The 16683-nt window shown below is 72.8% G+C and carries 16 protein-coding genes; 13 read left to right on the forward strand and 3 right to left on the reverse strand.

Going from position 1 to position 16683, the window contains the following annotated elements:
• The first annotated feature begins 125 nt into the window (after nt 1-125).
• From ACF1BN_RS14360 to ACF1BN_RS14395, 8 genes are all read left to right on the forward strand, one after another.
• Nucleotides 126-773 (forward strand): HAD family hydrolase, encoded by a 648-nt coding sequence (locus ACF1BN_RS14360; RefSeq protein WP_392331925.1) that lies wholly within the window; start codon nt 126-128, stop codon nt 771-773.
• 43 nt (nt 774-816) lie between these two features.
• The gene (locus ACF1BN_RS14365; RefSeq protein WP_392331926.1) at nt 817-2013 is read left to right on the forward strand and encodes an MFS transporter; all 1197 of its coding nucleotides are present in this window, start codon (nt 817-819) and stop codon (nt 2011-2013) included.
• On the forward strand, nt 1982-3157 hold the full coding sequence (locus ACF1BN_RS14370; protein ID WP_392331927.1) for an acetoin utilization protein AcuC: 1176 nt from the start codon (nt 1982-1984) through the stop codon (nt 3155-3157). The genes ACF1BN_RS14365 and ACF1BN_RS14370 overlap by 32 nt, the downstream gene beginning before the upstream one ends.
• A 78-nt stretch (nt 3158-3235) precedes the next feature.
• Entirely contained in the window at nt 3236-4051 is an 816-nt protein-coding gene (locus ACF1BN_RS14375) for a phosphatase (RefSeq protein WP_392331928.1), read from the forward strand.
• A gap of 127 nt (nt 4052-4178) precedes the next feature.
• Entirely contained in the window at nt 4179-4388 is a 210-nt protein-coding gene (locus ACF1BN_RS14380; RefSeq protein WP_030495139.1) for a helix-turn-helix domain-containing protein, read from the forward strand.
• Nucleotides 4389-4541: 153 nt separating this feature from the next.
• Nucleotides 4542-4640: a 30S ribosomal protein bS22 gene (locus ACF1BN_RS14385; protein ID WP_003948845.1), complete on the forward strand. Its 99-nt coding sequence runs from the start codon at nt 4542-4544 to the stop codon at nt 4638-4640.
• A gap of 155 nt (nt 4641-4795) precedes the next feature.
• On the forward strand, nt 4796-5857 hold the full coding sequence (locus ACF1BN_RS14390) for an NAD-dependent epimerase/dehydratase family protein (protein WP_392331929.1): 1062 nt from the start codon (nt 4796-4798) through the stop codon (nt 5855-5857).
• A 15-nt stretch (nt 5858-5872) separates the two neighbouring features.
• Nucleotides 5873-6961, forward strand: coding sequence for a lysophospholipid acyltransferase family protein (locus ACF1BN_RS14395; RefSeq protein WP_392331930.1), 1089 nt, complete (start codon nt 5873-5875; stop codon nt 6959-6961).
• A 142-nt stretch (nt 6962-7103) separates the two neighbouring features.
• Here the strand turns inward: ACF1BN_RS14395 and ACF1BN_RS14400 are convergent, their stop codons facing one another.
• From ACF1BN_RS14400 to ACF1BN_RS14410, 3 genes are all read right to left on the reverse strand, one after another.
• Nucleotides 7104-8378 (reverse strand): DUF5667 domain-containing protein, encoded by a 1275-nt coding sequence (locus ACF1BN_RS14400; RefSeq protein ID WP_392331931.1) that lies wholly within the window; start codon nt 8376-8378, stop codon nt 7104-7106.
• Nucleotides 8379-8721: 343 nt separating this feature from the next.
• Complete coding sequence (locus ACF1BN_RS14405; RefSeq protein WP_392331932.1) at nt 8722-9507, reverse strand: ECF subfamily RNA polymerase sigma factor, BldN family; 786 nt, start codon at nt 9505-9507, stop codon at nt 8722-8724.
• Between the two features lie 490 nt (nt 9508-9997).
• Entirely contained in the window at nt 9998-10960 is a 963-nt protein-coding gene (locus tag ACF1BN_RS14410) for an HAD family hydrolase (RefSeq protein ID WP_392331933.1), read from the reverse strand.
• 93 nt (nt 10961-11053) lie between these two features.
• On the opposite strand from ACF1BN_RS14410, the gene ACF1BN_RS14415 reads away from it, so the two are divergent.
• The 5 genes from ACF1BN_RS14415 (at nt 11054) to ACF1BN_RS14435 (ending at nt 16409) form a co-directional block, all read left to right on the forward strand.
• The gene (locus ACF1BN_RS14415) at nt 11054-11344 is read left to right on the forward strand and encodes a glutaredoxin family protein (protein WP_392331934.1); all 291 of its coding nucleotides are present in this window, start codon (nt 11054-11056) and stop codon (nt 11342-11344) included.
• Between the two features lie 271 nt (nt 11345-11615).
• The gene (locus ACF1BN_RS14420; RefSeq protein ID WP_392331935.1) at nt 11616-12407 is read left to right on the forward strand and encodes a redox-sensing transcriptional repressor Rex; all 792 of its coding nucleotides are present in this window, start codon (nt 11616-11618) and stop codon (nt 12405-12407) included.
• On the forward strand, nt 12404-13759 hold the full coding sequence (locus tag ACF1BN_RS14425; protein ID WP_392331936.1) for a glutamyl-tRNA reductase: 1356 nt from the start codon (nt 12404-12406) through the stop codon (nt 13757-13759). Before ACF1BN_RS14420 ends, ACF1BN_RS14425 begins: the two co-directional genes overlap by 4 nt.
• The gene (gene hemC, locus ACF1BN_RS14430; RefSeq protein ID WP_392331937.1) at nt 13756-14742 is read left to right on the forward strand and encodes a hydroxymethylbilane synthase; all 987 of its coding nucleotides are present in this window, start codon (nt 13756-13758) and stop codon (nt 14740-14742) included. Before ACF1BN_RS14425 ends, hemC begins: the two co-directional genes overlap by 4 nt.
• Nucleotides 14739-16409, forward strand: a complete 1671-nt coding sequence (locus ACF1BN_RS14435) for a uroporphyrinogen-III synthase (RefSeq protein ID WP_392331938.1) — start codon at nt 14739-14741, stop codon at nt 16407-16409. Before hemC ends, ACF1BN_RS14435 begins: the two co-directional genes overlap by 4 nt.
• The last annotated feature ends 274 nt before the right edge of the window (nt 16410-16683 follow it).

The raw sequence follows: 16683 nt of genomic DNA on the forward strand, positions 1-16683 counted from the left end.
AGGGGGGACCCTGTGGGAGAGTAGGACACCGCCGAACAATTTTTAGCCTCAACCCCCGGACCTTGTCCGGGGGTTGAGGCATTTTTGCGTTCATGGGCAATATGCGGCGGCCCTACGCTGGGGCCATGCGCTACGACCTCGTGATCTTCGACAACGACGGCGTGCTCGTCGACAGCGAGCCCCTCTCCAATCGGCTGCTGGCCGGCTACCTCACCGAGCTCGGGCACCCGACCACGTACGAGGACTCCCTCCGTGACTACATGGGGGCCGCCCTGCACCGGGTGCACGACCTCGTGCGGGAACGGACCGGGCAGCGGCTGCCCGAGGACTTCGACGACGCCTTCCACGCGCGGGTGTTCGCGGCGTTCAAGGCCGAACTGGAGCCGGTGGAAGGCGCGATGGACGTGCTCAAGCGGCTGGTGGCCGCCGGAGTCCCCTACTGTGTGGCGTCCTCCGGGAGCCACGAGCGGATCCGGGTCGGGCACCGGAAGACCGGGCTCGACGCCTGGTTCCCCGAGGAGGTCGTCTTCAGCGCGGAGGACGTGGGGCGGGGGAAGCCGGCGCCGGACCTCTTCCTGCACGCGGCCGCGCGGATGGGCGTCCCGCCCGAGCGGTGCGTCGTCGTCGAGGACAGCCGGCTCGGCGTCCAGGCGGCCGTCGCGGCCGGTATGGACGTCTACGGGTTCACGGCGATGACGCCCGAGGACCGGCTCGCCGGCGCCCGCGGGTTCTTCTCCGGGATGGACGAACTCCCCGGCATTTTGGGTCTGTGATCCATCTACCCATCGGTAGGTGACGGGCCTACGCTGTGCCGCCATGACCGATGCGCGGCTGCGGCGGGGGCGGTCCTCCCTGGCCTTCAGTTTCCTCGTCCAGGGTGTGGCCTTCGCCCTGCTCGTGACCCGGATCCCAGGGATCCAGGACCGGTACGGGATCTCCGACGGGCTGCTGCCGCTCTTCCTGGCGGCCGTGCCGGTCCTCGCCGGCGCGGCCAGCGTCGCGACCGAGAAGCTCGTCACCAGGGTGTCGCCCTCGGTGGTGCTGCGGTGGTCGCAGCCCGTCGTCCTGCTGGCGCTGCTGTCCGTGGGCGCGGGAGACGCCCTGTGGACGGCGGCCGTCGCGCTCGGCGTGTTCGGGCTCGCGGTCGGCGCGCTCGACGCGTCCATGAACATGCTGGGGGTGAGCCTCCAGCGGGCGTACGGGCGGAGCATCATGCTCGGCTTCCACGCCGCGTACAGCCTCGGCGGGATCGCCGGGGCCTCGCTGGCCTGGGCGGGGGCCCACTGGCACCTGTCGCTGCTCTGGTCGTACCTGCCGGTGGTCGTGGTGCTGGCGCCGGCGGCGTTCCTCGGCAGCCGGTGGTACGTGGACGGGGCGGCGGCACAGGGCGGCGGGGCGGAGACGAAGGGCGGCGCGCTGTCGTTCCGGCTGCTGCTGCCGCTGTGCCTGGTGATGACCTTCGCGTACATCGGGGACTCGACCGTCTCCAACTGGTCGGCGAAGTACCTCCAGGACGTGCTCGGCGGGTCGGAGGCGGCGGCGACCGTGCCGTACAACGCGTACATGGTGACGACGCTGCTCGGGCGGGCCGTCGGCGACCTCGGGGTGCGTCACTTCGGGGCCACGGTGGTCGTGCGGGCCGGGGCGGTGCTCGGGGCCTGCGGGTTCGCGCTGGTGGCGGTGGCGCAGTCGGCGTGGGTGGGGATCGCGGCCTTCACGGTGCTGGGGCTCGGGCTGAGCGTGATCGTGCCGCAGACCTTCGCGGCGGCCGGGCGGCTCTTCCCCGGGAACAGCGACGCCGCCGTCGCACGGCTCAACGTCTTCAACTACGTCGGTTTCCTCGTCGGCTCGCCGCTCGTGGGAGCGCTCGGGGACGCGTGGAGCTACCGCGGGGCCATGCTCGTGCCGATGGTGCTCGTGCTGGTGACGGTGGTGTATGCCACGTCGTTCGGGGCGCGGGAGGCCCGATACGGTGGCGGGCATGAGCGGTCGCGCGCGGTTGATGTGGGATGAAGCTGTCACGGGGTACGACTTCGGGCCCCAGCACCCGATGGACCCGGTGCGGCTCGCGCTGACCATGGGGCTGGTCCGGGCCTTCGGGCTCGACCGGGCGGTGGACGTGGTCGCCGCCAAGCCGGCCGGGGACTCGACGCTGCGGCTCGTGCACCGCGAGGACTACGTGGCGGCGGTGAGGGCGGCCTCGGCCGACCCGCGCCACGCCGACCAGGCGTACGGGCTCGGGACGGTCGACGACCCGGCGTTCGAGGGGATGCACGAGGCGTCCGCGCTGATCGCCGGGCAGTCGGTGGCGGCGGCGGAGGCCGTGTGGCGGGGCGAGGCCGAGCACGCCGTGAACTTCTCCGGCGGGCTGCACCACGCGATGCCGGGCGGCGCCGCCGGGTTCTGCATCTACAACGACGCCTCGCTGGCGATCGCCCGGCTGCTCGAACTGGGCGTGGAGCGGGTCGCGTACGTGGACGTCGACGTGCACCACGGCGACGGGGTGCAGGCGGCGTTCTGGGAGGACCCGCGGGTCCTGACCGTCTCCCTGCACGAGCACCCCCGGACGCTGTTCCCGCAGACCGGCTGGCCGGAGGAGACCGGGGCGCCCGGACCCGGCGAGGGCGGCGCGGTGAACGTGGCGCTGCCGGCCGGGACCGGGGACGAGGGCTGGCTGCGGGCCTTCCACGCCGTCGTGCCGGAGCTCCTCGCCGACTTCCGGCCACAGGTGCTGGTGACCCAGCACGGGGCCGACACCCACTTCGACGACCCGCTGGCCCACCTGGCGGTGTCGCTGGACGCCCAGCGGGCCGTGCAGGAGGCGTGTCACGAGCTGGCGCACGCGTACGCGGACGGGCGCTGGGTGGCGCTGGGCGGCGGCGGATACGCCGTGGTGGACGTCGTACCGCGGTCCTGGACGCATCTGGTGGGGATCGCGGCGCACGCGCCCGTGGCCCCGGAGACGGTGATCCCGCCCTCGTGGCGGGACGAGGTGTACGCGCGGACGCGGCAGCTCGGGCCGGGGCGGATGACCGACGGGCGATGGCCGGTGGACTTCCGTGAGTGGAGCGCCGGTTACGATCCCGCCGACCGGCTCGACCAGGCGGTGCTCGCCACCCGGAAGGCGGCCTTCCCGCTGCGGGGGCTGCTCGCCTAGAGCGTCGGGTTACGCCAACTGTGCGGTAGAGCACTGGTTCTGACGTTCCGACAGGGGTGATCCGGCAGCATCGGGAGGGTGTTGAGTACCGGGGCGCTGCGGGCGCATCTGTTGGCGGCGGGGTTGGCGGGGACGGTGGCGACGTCGCGGGAGGACAGCCTGCGCAGCTACCGGCTCTTCGCGGCGCGGGACCCGCGGGTGACGCTGGGGCTCGTGCCGGCCGGGGGCTGGGACGAGGCCGAGCTGCTGTGTCTGATGGCCGAGAAGTGCGGGGTGTCGGGGGACCCGGAGCACCGCTCGGGGCCGGACGTGATCGATCCGGAGCGGACGCTGAGGGGGCTCGACGCCTTCGCCGGACGGCTCGCCGCGGCGGCGGCGCGGCGGGCTCCGGTGCTGTTCGGAACGGGCCATCCGCATCGACTGCTCGGTTTCTACGCCGCTCTCGCAGACGCCTTGTCGGCGGCGGGATGTGACGTACTCACCCCCGCGCAGGGGAGATGTGTCGACATAACGACCCGGTTCGGTCTACGCACGTATCTCCTCGACTACGTACACGGCGTCGCGTTCGTACGGGAGGCGGGACCGCCGGAGGGCGGGCGCGAGCCGGGGGCGCACTCGCACTCGGCGCTGCCCGTGCGGGCCGTGCTGGAGAGCGCGGCGGAGGCCGGCGGGCCGCTGCCCGAGCTGGTCGTCGGGGACCACGGCTGGGTCTGCGGCGCTGGTCAGCTGGGTATCGAGACGATCGGGGTGGCCGACACGGACGATCCGGCGCTGTTCGTGGGGGAGGCCGAGGGGCAGGTGGCGGTGGCCGTCCCGCTCGATGACGGGGTGCCCTCGGCGTACTACCGTCCCCTCACGCGCTATGTACTCAATCGAGCGTGTCTGTCACGGTAAACGGGCGATAGGGGCTCCTCTTCCCCACTCGTACCACCCGCCCCTAGTCTGATTCGTGAGCGTTCGACGACGAAGAGTCACCGGAGGGGAAGCCGGTGGGCGTCGCGGCGGAAGGTACAGGTGGGTCATGGCTGCTGGCGATCGGCCTCTCAACGAGGTCAAGTTCCTGACCGTGGCGGAAGTCGCCGCGGTGATGCGCGTGTCGAAGATGACCGTGTACCGCTTGGTGCACAGCGGTCATCTGCCGGCGATCCGGGTGGGCCGGTCCTTCCGGGTCCCGGAACAGGCGGTTCACGCGTACCTGAGGGAGTCGTACGTGGGGGTGGGGACCGCGTAGCGGGCGCGCGGTCGTCCTGCGGCCGAACGGCCGGTGAAGCCCGGTCCCGCCCTCGGATTACTCGTGCGGTGCCAGGGGCGGTAGGCTGACCCCTCGTAGGTCGTGTGGGCCCAGACGCCCCGCACCAGTGAGATGAAGTGAGCGAGGGTAGTCGTGGGCTCTGTTATCAAGAAGCGGCGCAAGCGGATGGCCAAGAAGAAGCACCGCAAGCTGCTCAAGCGCACGCGCGTTCAGCGTCGCAACAAGAAGTAGGAGCGGCGACCGCGCGAGCGGTACTCCGTGCGTGACCTGGCGTGGCCCCTCACCGGCATCGGTGAGGGGCCACGTCGTCATTGCGCCGCAATACGCAGGCGCTACGGTGGCGGCTACGGGAAGACGGACGGAAGTTCGGACGGAAGGCGCTGATCTTGGGCAAGGTCGTGCTCGTCACCGGTGCCGCCCGGCATCTGGGGGGCCGTTTCGTGCGGCGGATCCAGCGGGACCCTGAGGTGGAGCGGGTGGTGGCCGTGGACGCGGTCGAGCCCGGGCATCCGCTGGGGGCCGCCGAATTCGTCCGGGCGGACATCCGCAGACCGGCCATCGCCAGGGTGCTCGCGGAGCACGAGGTGGACACGGTGGTGCACCTCGACGTGACGGGGACGGCGCTGGGCGCGGGCGGCCGGACGGCGGTCAAGGAGACCAACGTCATCGGCACCATGCAGCTGCTCGGCGCCTGCCAGAAGTCGCCCCGGGTCGGCCGGCTGGTGGTGAAGTCGAGCACCAACGTCTACGGCTCCGCACCGCGCGATCCCGCGGTCTTCACCGAGACGACCCCGGCGAAGTCGCTGCCGAGCGGCGGGTTCGCGAAGGACGCGGTCGAGGTCGAGGGGTACGTACGGGGCTTCGCCCGGCGGCGGCCGGACGTGGCGGTGTGCGTGCTGCGGTTCGCCAACATCCTGGGACCCCGGGTGCAGTCCCCGCTGACCGAGTACCTGTCGCTGCCGGTGATGCCGACGGTCCTGGGGTACGACCCGCGGCTCCAGTTCGTCCACGAGGACGACGTGGTCGACGTGCTGCGGCTGGTGGCGCACGAACCGCGCCGGGCGTCGCTGAACAGCGGGACCTTCAACGTGGCGGGCGACGGGGTGCTGCTGCTGTCGCAGTGCGCGCGGCGGCTCGGGCGGCCCACGGTGCCGCTGCTGCTGCCCGCGGTGACCTGGGTGGGCTCGGCGCTGCGGACGGTCGGTCTGACCGACTTCGCGCCCGAGCAGATCCGGCTCCTCACCCACGGCCGGGTCGTGTCGACCACGCAGCTGCGGGAGGTGCTGGGCTTCCTGCCGCGGTACACGACGGCGGAGGCGTTCGCGGACTTCGCGGACAGCCGGGGGCCGGGGCTGCTGCCGCCCGCGGCGCTCGCGGGGGCGGTGGACCGGCTGGCCGGCCGGGTCGCCCCGGAGACGTATCCGATTCCTTCCCACGACGGATCCTGAGGAGCGGCGACAGCGATGGCGGACGCCAAGGTGATTCCCTTCGACGACGACCGGTCGCGGGCCCGGCGCCGGCCGGCCCGGACCGAGGAGCCGTCCGACGCCGGCACGGGCACGGCGGCGGTACGGGCGCTGCCGGGCGCGCGGGAGGTGCCCGGCGCCCGGGAGGTGCCGGACGGCACCGCCGGCGCCCACGGGGCGCCTGAGGCGTCCGGCGCCCCTGAGGCCGCCGCGGGCCGGGAGGGCGGGGGCGTCGCGTCGGGGCGGGCCGACTGGGAGCGGCGGCTCGCGGGCGGGCTGGCGTTCCTGCGGCGCCGGGTGACGGGCGAGTACGAGGTCGACGAGTTCGGCTACGACGCCGAGCTGACCGATCAGGTGCTGATGTCGCTGCTGCGCCCGCTGTACGAGAAGTACTTCCGGGTGGAGGTGAAGGGCGTCGAGAACATCCCGGACAAGGGCGGGGCGCTGATCGTCGCCAACCACTCCGGGACGCTGCCGCTGGACGGGCTGATGATGCAGGTCGCGGTGCACGACCGGCATCCGGCGGGTCGGCATCTGCGGCTGCTCGCCGCCGACCTGGTCTTCGTGCTGCCGGTCGTCAACGAGCTGGCGCGGAAGGCGGGGCACACGCTGGCGTGCGCGGAGGACGCGGAGCGGCTGCTGAGGGCCGGTGAGGTCGTCGGGGTGATGCCCGAGGGCTTCAAGGGGATCGGGAAGCCGTTCTCGGAGCGGTACAAGCTCCAGCGGTTCGGGCGGGGCGGGTTCGTCTCGACGGCGCTGCGGGCGGGGGTGCCGATCGTGCCGTGCTCGATCGTGGGCGCCGAGGAGATCTACCCGATGATCGGGAACGCGAAGACGCTGGCGCGGCTGCTCGGGCTGCCGTACGTACCGGTGACGCCGACCTTCCCGTGGCTGGGGCCGCTGGGGATGCTGCCGCTGCCGACGAAGTGGACGATCCAGTTCGGGGAGCCGATCCCGACGGACTCGTATCCGCCGGAGGCGGCGGAGGACCCGATGCTCATGTTCAACCTGACGGACCAGGTCAGGGAGCAGATCCAGCACACGCTGTACAAGCTGTTGGTGCAGCGGAGGTCGGTCTTCTTCTAGGACCGGGGTCTCTCTGCCGGGGGTGCGTGGCTCTTGGGAGCCGGGGCCGCTCCTCCGGGGTACGTGAGCCCGCGCGCCGCTGTCGTTCGCCGGGCATGGAAGAAGGGGCGCCCCCCGTCCGTGGGGGCGCCCCTTCTCCTTGTCAGCGAGCGTCCTCGCTGTCGATGCCGAGGCCTGGAAGGAGGCCCGGCAGGAGTGGCGGGATGGTGACGTCGGGGGGTGTCGGCGTGGGGTGGCTCTCCTCCGGGGTGGGTGCTGTGCCCGTGGGGGCGGTCGGGAGGAGGCCGCCGGTGTTGCCGCCGAGGAGTCCGTCGTCCTCGGGGGAGGTGGTGCCCGTCTCGGCGCCCGGGCTCGGGGTGGTGCCGGTGCCGGTGGTGGGGTCGCCTCCCTGTCCGGTGCCCTGGGTGGTGCCGGAGGGCCGGGGGGTGGTGGTGGCCGGGTGGCTGCCCTGGGTGGGGGCGTCCTGGGCGGCCGGGGGCTGCTGGGTGTCGGTGCCCTGCTGGTTCTGCCGGGCGGTGGGGCTGCTGCTGGAGCCGCCGGGGTCGACCGCGCCCTTCTGGGGGGTGCGGGGCAGCATCGACTGGAGCGGCTCGACCTCTTGGTCTATGGCTTCGAAGACGCCGCTGACCTCTTGGCCGACGTCGGTGAGCTGGACGGGGAGACGGTCGCGCAGGCCGTTCCAGGTGTCCCGGTGGGCCTGGGCGAAGGAGTTCAGCCGGGCCATCGGGGCGATCTCGCCGTCCCGGTCGTAGGCCTGGCGGAGCAGCCGGTGTCCTTCCTCGGCGTCGTGCTTCATGCCGCCGAGGGCGCGCCGGATCTCGCTGAGGGACTCGTGGTCGAGGTCGCCGGAGCGGGTGCGCTCCATGAGCCGGCGGGCCTCGCTCAGCCGGGTGGACGCCTGGTCGAGGTAGATGCCCCCGCGGTCGGCGTCGTCGTCGGCCATGCCGAGCTTGAGGTCCTCCATGCCCCGCTTGAGTCCGTAGAGCGAGTCACCGGGGAGGGCGTCGGAGCTGGCGGCGGCGACGCCGCCGAAGGCTCCGGCCGCCACACCGACGGTGAGGCCGCCCGCCGCGAGCCCCTTGGTCCAGCGGGATCGGGGGCGGAGTTTCCGCAGCGGGGAGGCCCGGTGGGCGCCCCTGGTGGTCCGCTGCTCCGGGACGGTGGGGCCCCCGGCGGCCGTTCCCTGGGCGAACATCGCCTCCATGGCGGCGACGAGCTGGGCTCGCTGCACCACTTTGACCTCGGGGTCGAGCTCTGGCTTCGGCAGTTCGCCGAGACCGCTCGCCAAGGCCAACAGCCGTCCCTGGTCGCCCGTGTCGGCCGGGGCGTCGGGCCGGTCGGCCGCCTCGCCCTCGGGCGCCCGGTCCTCCAGGGCCTGGGCGAAGGCGTTCGCCCGCCGGTGCACGTTCGCGATCACTGGCGGCACCTCCTCTCGTCATGACGATCGACTCCCCAAAGGGTCCGGAAGGTTGCCCTCCTTGAGCAGATCCACACGATCGAGTGAGTGTCTGCTGGCAGGGCGTGACCACAGGGAGCCTGCATTTCGCACAACGAGCGGCGCGGCACTTGGGTTACGCGCGAAGGATGATCGGACCAGTGCGTCATCGAAGCGTCACCGACTGTGATGTGGGACGGGCAGTGGTGGCGTGGGGGGATGTGTATGGGTGAGGGGGTCAAGAGACTTCACGGGGGGTGGGGACGGGGGCGGTCGGGGGTGGGGCGGGTGGGGACGGGAGGGTGGCGGCGGTCGGCGGCCCGGGTCAGCGGGCGTCCTCGGGCAGGAGCCGGGCCAGGGTGCGGACGGCCCGGTACTGGAGGGTCTTGATGGCGCCCTCGTTCTTCCCCATGACCCGCGCGGTCTCGGCGACCGAGAGGCCCTGGAGGAAGCGGAGGGTCACGCACTCCTGCTGCTGGGGGTTGAGGCGGCGGACGGCGTCGAGCAGCGCGGCGTTGGAGAGGGACTCGAGGACGGAGTCCTCCGGGCTGCGCTCGACCTCGTTGGCGTCGAGCATCTCGCCGGTGGTGACCTCCAGCCGGAAGCGGCTGGACTTGAAGTGGTCGGCGACCAGGTTGCGGGCGATGGTGACGAGCCAGGCGCCGAAGTCGCGGCCCTGCCAGGTGAAGGTGGAGATCCGGCGCAGGGCGCGCAGGAACGTCTCGCTGGTGAGGTCCTCCGCCGTCGCCTTCCCGCCGACGCGGTAGTAGATGTAGCGGTAGACGGTGTCGCTGTACTGGTCGTACAGCCTGCCGAACGCGTCCGCCTCGCCGGCCTGGGCGCGTTCGACCAGATCCATCATGCGGGCGCTGTCGCTGTCGGCGGTGGGGCGTCGGGCGGTGGCCGGGCTTCCGGCGCCGCCGCGCGCGCTCCGTCTGCCGACGGCGGCACCGCCGTCGGCGAGGGCATAGCAAGGACCGGCCGGTGCCGGTGCGGCGAAGGCGGGCGCAGGACCGACGTACGCGGTGGGGACGAAGCCACGCAAGTGGTCGAGGACCGTTGCGCGCAGCGTAGCCAGGCCCGAGGCGTCAACCCCGACGTGTGGGTACACGGGACTCCCAGAGGCAGAGCTTCCATCACGTGCAGTGCGGAGCCGTTCACTCGTCGTGGCGACGGGAGGGTTCCGCTGTGCGTCTGAGGAGAATAACGCTTCGTACAGGCAGCGCTACACCCAGTTGCCTAAATCATCGATTACGTCGCTTCAGTTATAGATTGCCGCCGCATCAAGTAGCACTTGGTGATCGGTTATTGATCGATTGACTTCCGAGTGTGACTGCGTCGGCGTTGCGTTGTGCTCATGTGAGGTAGAGGGGAATGGGCCGGGCCGCTCGTGGGTAAGGGCGCGGGAATGCCCGGGAGTCGAGGGGTGCGCGGCTGTTCGACCACGGACGGGTGAGCCCCGCTGGTCCGTGGTTGTCGCAGATGATCGCAGCCGAAACGTATCGGCACCGGCCCGGCGGGCCGGAGGCGCAAGGGAGTTCGGTGGGCCGGGGCGGGGTGTCGCCGTGCCGGTGGCCGAGGCGTGGCGGCTCGGCCCGGGGTCAGTGGCGGCGGCGGTGGAGGGCGACCGCGGCGGCGGTGCCGCCGGCGACGGCGCCGAGGCCTGCGGCGGCCGGGATGCCGATCTTCGCCGCCTTGCGGCCGGTCCGGTAGTCGCGCAGCCGCCACTCGCGGTCCCTGGCGTGCTTGCGCAGCTTGGTGTCCGGGTTGACCGCGTACGGGTGCCCGACGAGCGAGAGCATCGGGATGTCGTTGTGCGAGTCGCTGTACGCGGCGCAGCGGGCGAGGTCCAGGCTCTCGGCGGCGGCCAGCGCGCGTACCGCCTCCGCCTTCGCGGGGCCGTGCAGGAGCTCGCCGACGAGCCGGCCGGTGTAGACGCCGTCCACCGACTCGGCGACCGTGCCGAGCGCGCCGGTGAGGCCGAGGCGGCGGGCGATGATCGTGGCCGTCTCGACCGGGGCGGCCGTGACCAGCCAGACCTTCTGGCCCGCGTCGAGGTGGGCCTGGGCGAGGGCGCGGGTGCCCGGCCAGATCCGGTCGGCCATGTACTCGTCGTAGATCTCCTCGCCGATCGACATCAGTTCGGAGACGCGGTGGCCCTTGACGATGGAGAGCGCGCTGTCGCGGGCCTCCTGCATGTGCTCGGGGTCCTCGACGCCGGCCAGCCGGAACCAGACCTGCGCCCATGCGAAGCGGGCGAGTTCGCGGCGCTGGAAGAACTTCCGCTTGTACAGGCCGCGGCCGAAGTGGAAGATCGCGGCGCCCTGCATCACGGTGTTGTCGAGGTCGAAGAAGGCGGCGGCCCGGACGTCGCCGACGACCGGGAACTCGGGCTCCTGCGGAGCCGTTTCCGAGGCCGCCTCGATGGCGGCGGCCTCCTCCTCCCGCTCCCGTTCCAGCTGGAGCGAGGTCTTGCGGGCCGCCTCCGCGGCGGCCTCGCCTGCCAGGACGCTGCGCGCGGTGGCGGAGCGCCTACGGGGGGTGAGCCATCCCAGAGCGGCCATGTCTGGAGCATAGCCAGTCTGTTCGGTACTTCCCGACTTGTGGGGATGCCGTCGTGTGAACAGTGCGGGTCGCCGCCGTGGCGGGGCGGGACAATGGACGGCATGTTCGGACGTGGCAGGAAGAAGGACGCGGCGAAGGACCCGGCCGCGCGGACCGTGACGCTGATCGGAAAGCCGGGGTGTCATCTCTGCGACGACGCCCGGGCGGTGGTCGAGGCCGTGTGCGCCGAGACCGGGGCGCGCTGGGAGGAGCGGGACATCCTCCAGGACGAGGCGCTGTACAAGGAGTACTGGGAGCAGATTCCCGTCGTCCTGGTGGACGGGGAGCAGCACACCTTCTGGCGGGTGGACGCGGAGCGACTCCGGCGCGAACTGGGTGTGTGACCGAAAGCCGGTTACCATCAGGACGTTTTGTTGGCATTAGGGGGCCACGTCGTGAGGAGTGTGTGCGGCTTTGCCCCCTTCGGGATCCCAACGCGTCGCGCCGTGCGACGGTTCCACGGCGGCGAGAACCGGTCGCGTGACCCCGGTCACTTTGGCCGGACAAAACGGACACCATCTTTGTGCACGCGTTCACAAAGACATAGCCTGCATTCGACGGGGCGGTCTTGGGACGTATGGCCGCCTGCAGCCCCGCTCATCCCGCAGGAGCACCGTGGCAACTGGCCGAACTCACCGACCGGCGACCCGTAGCCGAGGAATTCCCGAGGCCACCGTCGCCCGCCTTCCGCTGTATCTGCGCGCCCTGACCGCGCTGTCGGAGCGCTCCGTACCCACGGTCTCCTCGGAGGAGCTCGCGGCGGCGGCCGGCGTCAACTCCGCGAAGCTGCGGAAGGACTTCAGCTACCTCGGCTCGTACGGCACCCGCGGTGTCGGCTACGACGTCGAGTACCTCGTCTACCAGATCTCCCGCGAGCTCGGTCTGACCCAGGACTGGCCCGTCGTGATCGTCGGCATCGGTAACCTCGGCGCCGCGCTCGCCGGTTACGGCGGCTTCGCCTCCCGTGGCTTCCGCGTCGCCGCGTTGATCGACGCCGACCCCGCGATGACCGGCAAGCCGGTCGCCGGGATCCCGGTCCAGCACAGCGACGACCTCGAGAAGATCATCGTCGAGGACGGCGTCTCCATCGGCGTCATCGCGACCCCGGCCGGCGTCGCCCAGGCGGTCTGCGACCGCCTCGTCGCCGCCGGCGTCACCTCGATCCTCAACTTCGCCCCGACCGTGCTCTCCGTGCCCGACGGCGTCGACGTGCGCAAGGTGGACCTCTCCATCGAGCTGCAGATCCTCGCCTTCCACGAGCAGCGGAAGGCCGGCGAGGAGCTGGGCGACGAGCCCGCCCCGCCGCAGGCCGCCGCCCCCGCGGCACCGCCGGCCGCGACCCGTACCACCGCCGCGAGCGGTCGCAAGGGACCCGACGGGGACGCCCCCGCGGTGATGCCGGCATGAGCCTCCTCGTCGTCGGCCTGAGCCACCGCAGCGCTCCCGTCTCCATCCTGGAGCGGGCCTCGCTGCCCCCGGACACCCAGGCCAAGCTCCTCCAGGACACCCTCGCCGCCGAACCGGCCGCCGAGGCCACCGTCCTCGCCACCTGCAACCGCATCGAGCTCTACGCCGACGTGGACAAGTTCCACGCGGGCGTCGCCGAGCTCTCCACGCTCCTCGCCCAGCACAGCGGCGTCGGCCTGGAGGAACTCACCCCCTACCTCTACGTCCACTACGAGGACCGGGCCGTCCACCACCTCTTCTCGGTGGCCTGCGGCCTCGACTCCATGGTCGTCGGCGAGGGCCAGATCCTCGGCCAGATCAAGGACGCCCTCGCCCTCGGCCAGGAGCTGCACACCGCGGGACGGCTCCTCAACGACCTCTTCCAGCAGGCCCTGCGGGTCGGCAAGCGCGCCCACAGCGAGACCGGCATCGACCGGGCCGGGCAGTCGCTCGTCACCTTCGGCCTGGAGCAGCTGGCCCAGGGCGCCGAGGTCGAGAGCTGGGCACGCGGCAAGCGCGCCCTCGTCATCGGCGCCGGCTCCATGTCCTCGCTGGCCGCCGCGACCCTCGCCCGCTCGGGCGTCGCCGAGATCGCCATCGCCAACCGCACCCTCGCCCGCGCCGAGCGGCTCGCCGAGATCCTCGCCGAGCCCGGAGGTACGGGCGTGGCCGCGCGCGCGGCCGAGATGGTTGCCGTCGGCGACGAACTGGACCGGGCGGACGTCGTCGTCTCCTGCACCGGCGCCACCGGCCTCGTCCTCTCCGGCGAGGCGGTCGAAGCCGCCGCCGGCGGCCGCGAGGGGACCCTGTACCTGCTCGACCTCGCCATGCCCCGCGACATCGACGCCGCCGCCCACCGGACGCCCGGTGTCCGGCTCGTCGACATCGAGTCCCTGGCCGACGCCTCCGCCGACGCCCCCATGGCCTCCGACGTCGACCAGGTCCGCTCCATCGTCGCCGACGAGGTCGCCGCCTTCGGCGCCGCCCAGCGCGCCGCCCACATCACCCCGACCGTGGTCGCCCTGCGCACCATGGCCGCCGACGTGGTGGCCAGCGAGGTCGCCCGCCTGGAAGGCCGCCTCCCCGGCCTCGACGACAAGCAGCGCGCCGAGATCACCCAGACCGTGCGCCGCGTCGTCGACAAGCTCCTGCACGCGCCGACCGTGCGGGTCAAGCAGCTCGCCAGCGAGCCCGGCGGCGCCGGGTACGCGGACGCGCTGCGGACACTCTTCGACCTCGACCCGGAGACGGTCGCTTCCGTCTCCCGGGCCGACCTGAATGACGCCGACGTCAAGAACCGAGGGCGAGTATGACCGAGAGGGCACTGAGGCTCGGGACCAGGCGCAGCAAGCTCGCCATGGCCCAGTCCGGGCACGTGGCCGACGCGGTCCGGCAGCTGACCGGCCGACCCGTCGAGCTCGTGGAGATCACCACGTACGGGGACACCTCCCGTGAGCACCTCGCGCAGATCGGCGGCACCGGCGTCTTCGTCGCCGCCCTGCGTGACGCGCTGCTCGACGGCGAGGTCGACTTCGCCGTCCACTCCCTGAAGGACCTGCCGACCGCCCAGCACCCCGAGCTGGTGCTGGCCGCGATCCCGCGGCGCGAGGACCCGCGCGACGTCCTCATCGCCGGCGACGGCCTCTCCCTCGACCGGCTGCCCGCGGGCGCCCGCGTCGGGACCGGCTCGCCGCGCCGCACGGCCCAGCTGCACGCGTACGCCCGCAGCCACGGCCTCGACCTCACCTGCGTCCCGATCCGCGGCAACGTCGACACCCGCGTCGGCTACGTCCGCAAGGGCGAGCTGGACGCCGTCGTCCTCGCCGCGGCCGGACTCAACCGCATCGGCGGCACCGAGGAACTCCTCGGCGGCCTGTCGGCCCAGCACCTGTCGGTCGACGCCGTGCTGCCCGCCCCCGGCCAGGGAGCCCTGGCCGTCGAATGCCCGGCGTCGAACTCCGACCTCGTCGCCGCGCTCTCCGCCCTCGACGACCCGCGCACGCGGGCCGCCGTGACCGCAGAGCGATCCCTGCTCGCCGCCCTGGAGGCCGGCTGCAGCGCACCCGTGGGAGCGCTCGCCGACATCCTGGCCGACGGCCCCGGTCACGGGCAGGTTGTCACCGAAATGCGCCTGCGCGGCGTCGTCGGCACCACCGACGGCTCGACGCTGGTGCAGCTGTCCACCACCGGTCCCGTCCCCACCTCGCACGACGAGGCGGCGGCGCTCGGACGCGAACTCGCGGCCGAGATGCTCGCCAAGGGTGCGGCCGGTCTTATGGGGGAGCGAGCACTTTGAACCCCGCCAGCCCGACCACCAGCCCCGTGTCCCCCGTCTTCGCGGGCCACGGCCACGTCACCTTCCTCGGCGCAGGCCCAGGCGACCCCGGACTCCTGACCCTCCGGGCCGTCGAGGCCCTGGCCGGAGCGGACGTCCTGATCGCCGAGCCGGAGGTCCTCGAAGTCGTCCGCGGCCATGCGCGCGCGGGCGTGAGCACGCCTGAGCTGACGGTTGTTGACGAGGCGTCAACAACCGCCGGTGTCCCCGTGTTGAGGGATGCGGCCAATCTTGTCATGGAGGCCGCGCGCGGCGGCAGGCGGGTCGTCCGTGCGGTGACCGGCGACCCCGGTCTCGACGGGAACGCCGGCACCGAGATGCTCGCCTGCGCCGCCGAGGGCATCCCCTTCGAGGTCGTCCCCGGCGTCGCGACCGCCGTCGGCGTCCCCGCGTACGCCGGTGTGCCGCTCCGTGACGCCCACGGCACCGACGTCCGCTTCGTCGACGCCCGGACCGCCGACGACCGCTGCTGGGCCGAGGTCGGCGCCTCCGACGGCACCGTCGTCGTCTCCACCTCGCTCGACGCCGTCGCCGCGGCCGCCGGCGAGCTGGTGGCCGCGGGCCGCAAGCCGGACACCCCGCTCACCGTCACCATCGGCGGCACGACGACCCGCCAGCGGACCTGGACCGCGACCCTCGGGACGATCGCCCAGGTCTTCAAGCAGGGCAAGGTGCTCCCCTCGCCCGAGGGCCACCGGCCGGTGATAGCCGTGGTCGGCGAGCGCAGCGCCCCGGCGCAGCGCGACCAGCTCTCGTGGTTCGAGTCCAAGCCGCTCTTCGGCTGGCGGGTGCTCGTCCCGCGCACCAAGGAGCAGGCCGCGTCGCTCTCCGACCAGCTGCGCTCGTACGGCGCCGTGCCGCACGAGGTGCCGACCATCGCGGTCGAGCCGCCGCGCACCCCGCAGCAGATGGAGCGGGCCGTGAAGGGGCTCGTCACCGGACGGTACGAGTGGATCGCCTTCACCTCGGTCAACGCGGTGAAGGCCGTGCGGGAGAAGTTCGAGGAGTACGGGCTCGACGCCCGCGCCTTCGCCGGCATCAAGGTCGCGGCGGTGGGCGAGCAGACGGCCGCCGCGCTCGTCGACTTCGGTGTGAAGCCGGACCTCGTGCCGAGCGGCGAGCAGTCCGCGGCGGGCCTCCTGGAGGACTGGCCGCCGTACGACCCGGTCTTCGACCCGATCGACCGCGTCTTCCTGCCGCGCGCCGACATCGCGACCGAGACGCTCGTCGCCGGGCTGATCGAGCTCGGCTGGGAGGTCGACGACGTCACGGCCTACCGGACCGTGCGCGCGTCGCCGCCGCCGGCGGACACGCGCGAGGCGATCAAGGGCGGCGGCTTCGACGCCGTGCTGTTCACGTCGTCCTCGACCGTGCGGAATCTGGTCGGGATCGCCGGCAAGCCGCACAACGTGACCGTCATCGCCTGTATCGGCCCCGCCACCGCCAAGACGGCGGAGGAGCACGGTCTGCGCGTCGACGTGCTGTCGCCCGAGCCGTCCGTGCACAAGCTGGCCGAGGCGCTGGCGGAGTTCGGCCTGCGGCGGCGGGAGGCGGCCTTGGAGGCGGGCGACCCGGTCACCCGGCCGAGCGAGCGGCGGCCGGGGGCACGGAGGCGGCGGACCACGTAGGCGTCGCCGTCGCGGGACGGTCGTGGCGCGGGTCCTCTTCGGAGGGCCCGCGCCTTCGCGTTGCGGGCGGAGGACGGCGGAGGGCGGCGGAGGGCGGCGGAGGGTGCCGGTGGGTGCGGCGCGGGGGCGGGGCGGCGGGCGTACGCGTGCAGCTGGGCCGTGCGGCGCGGGGGCGGGGCGGCGGGAGCAGGGTGTCGATGGATGGGACGGCGCGAGGGCGGGGCGGCGGGAGCAGGGAGTCGGTGGGTGGGGCGGCGCGGGGGCGGGCGGCGGC

Source organism: Streptomyces sp. NPDC014861, from assembly GCF_043081625.1.
Taxonomy (GTDB): Bacteria; Actinomycetota; Actinomycetes; order Streptomycetales; family Streptomycetaceae; genus Streptomyces.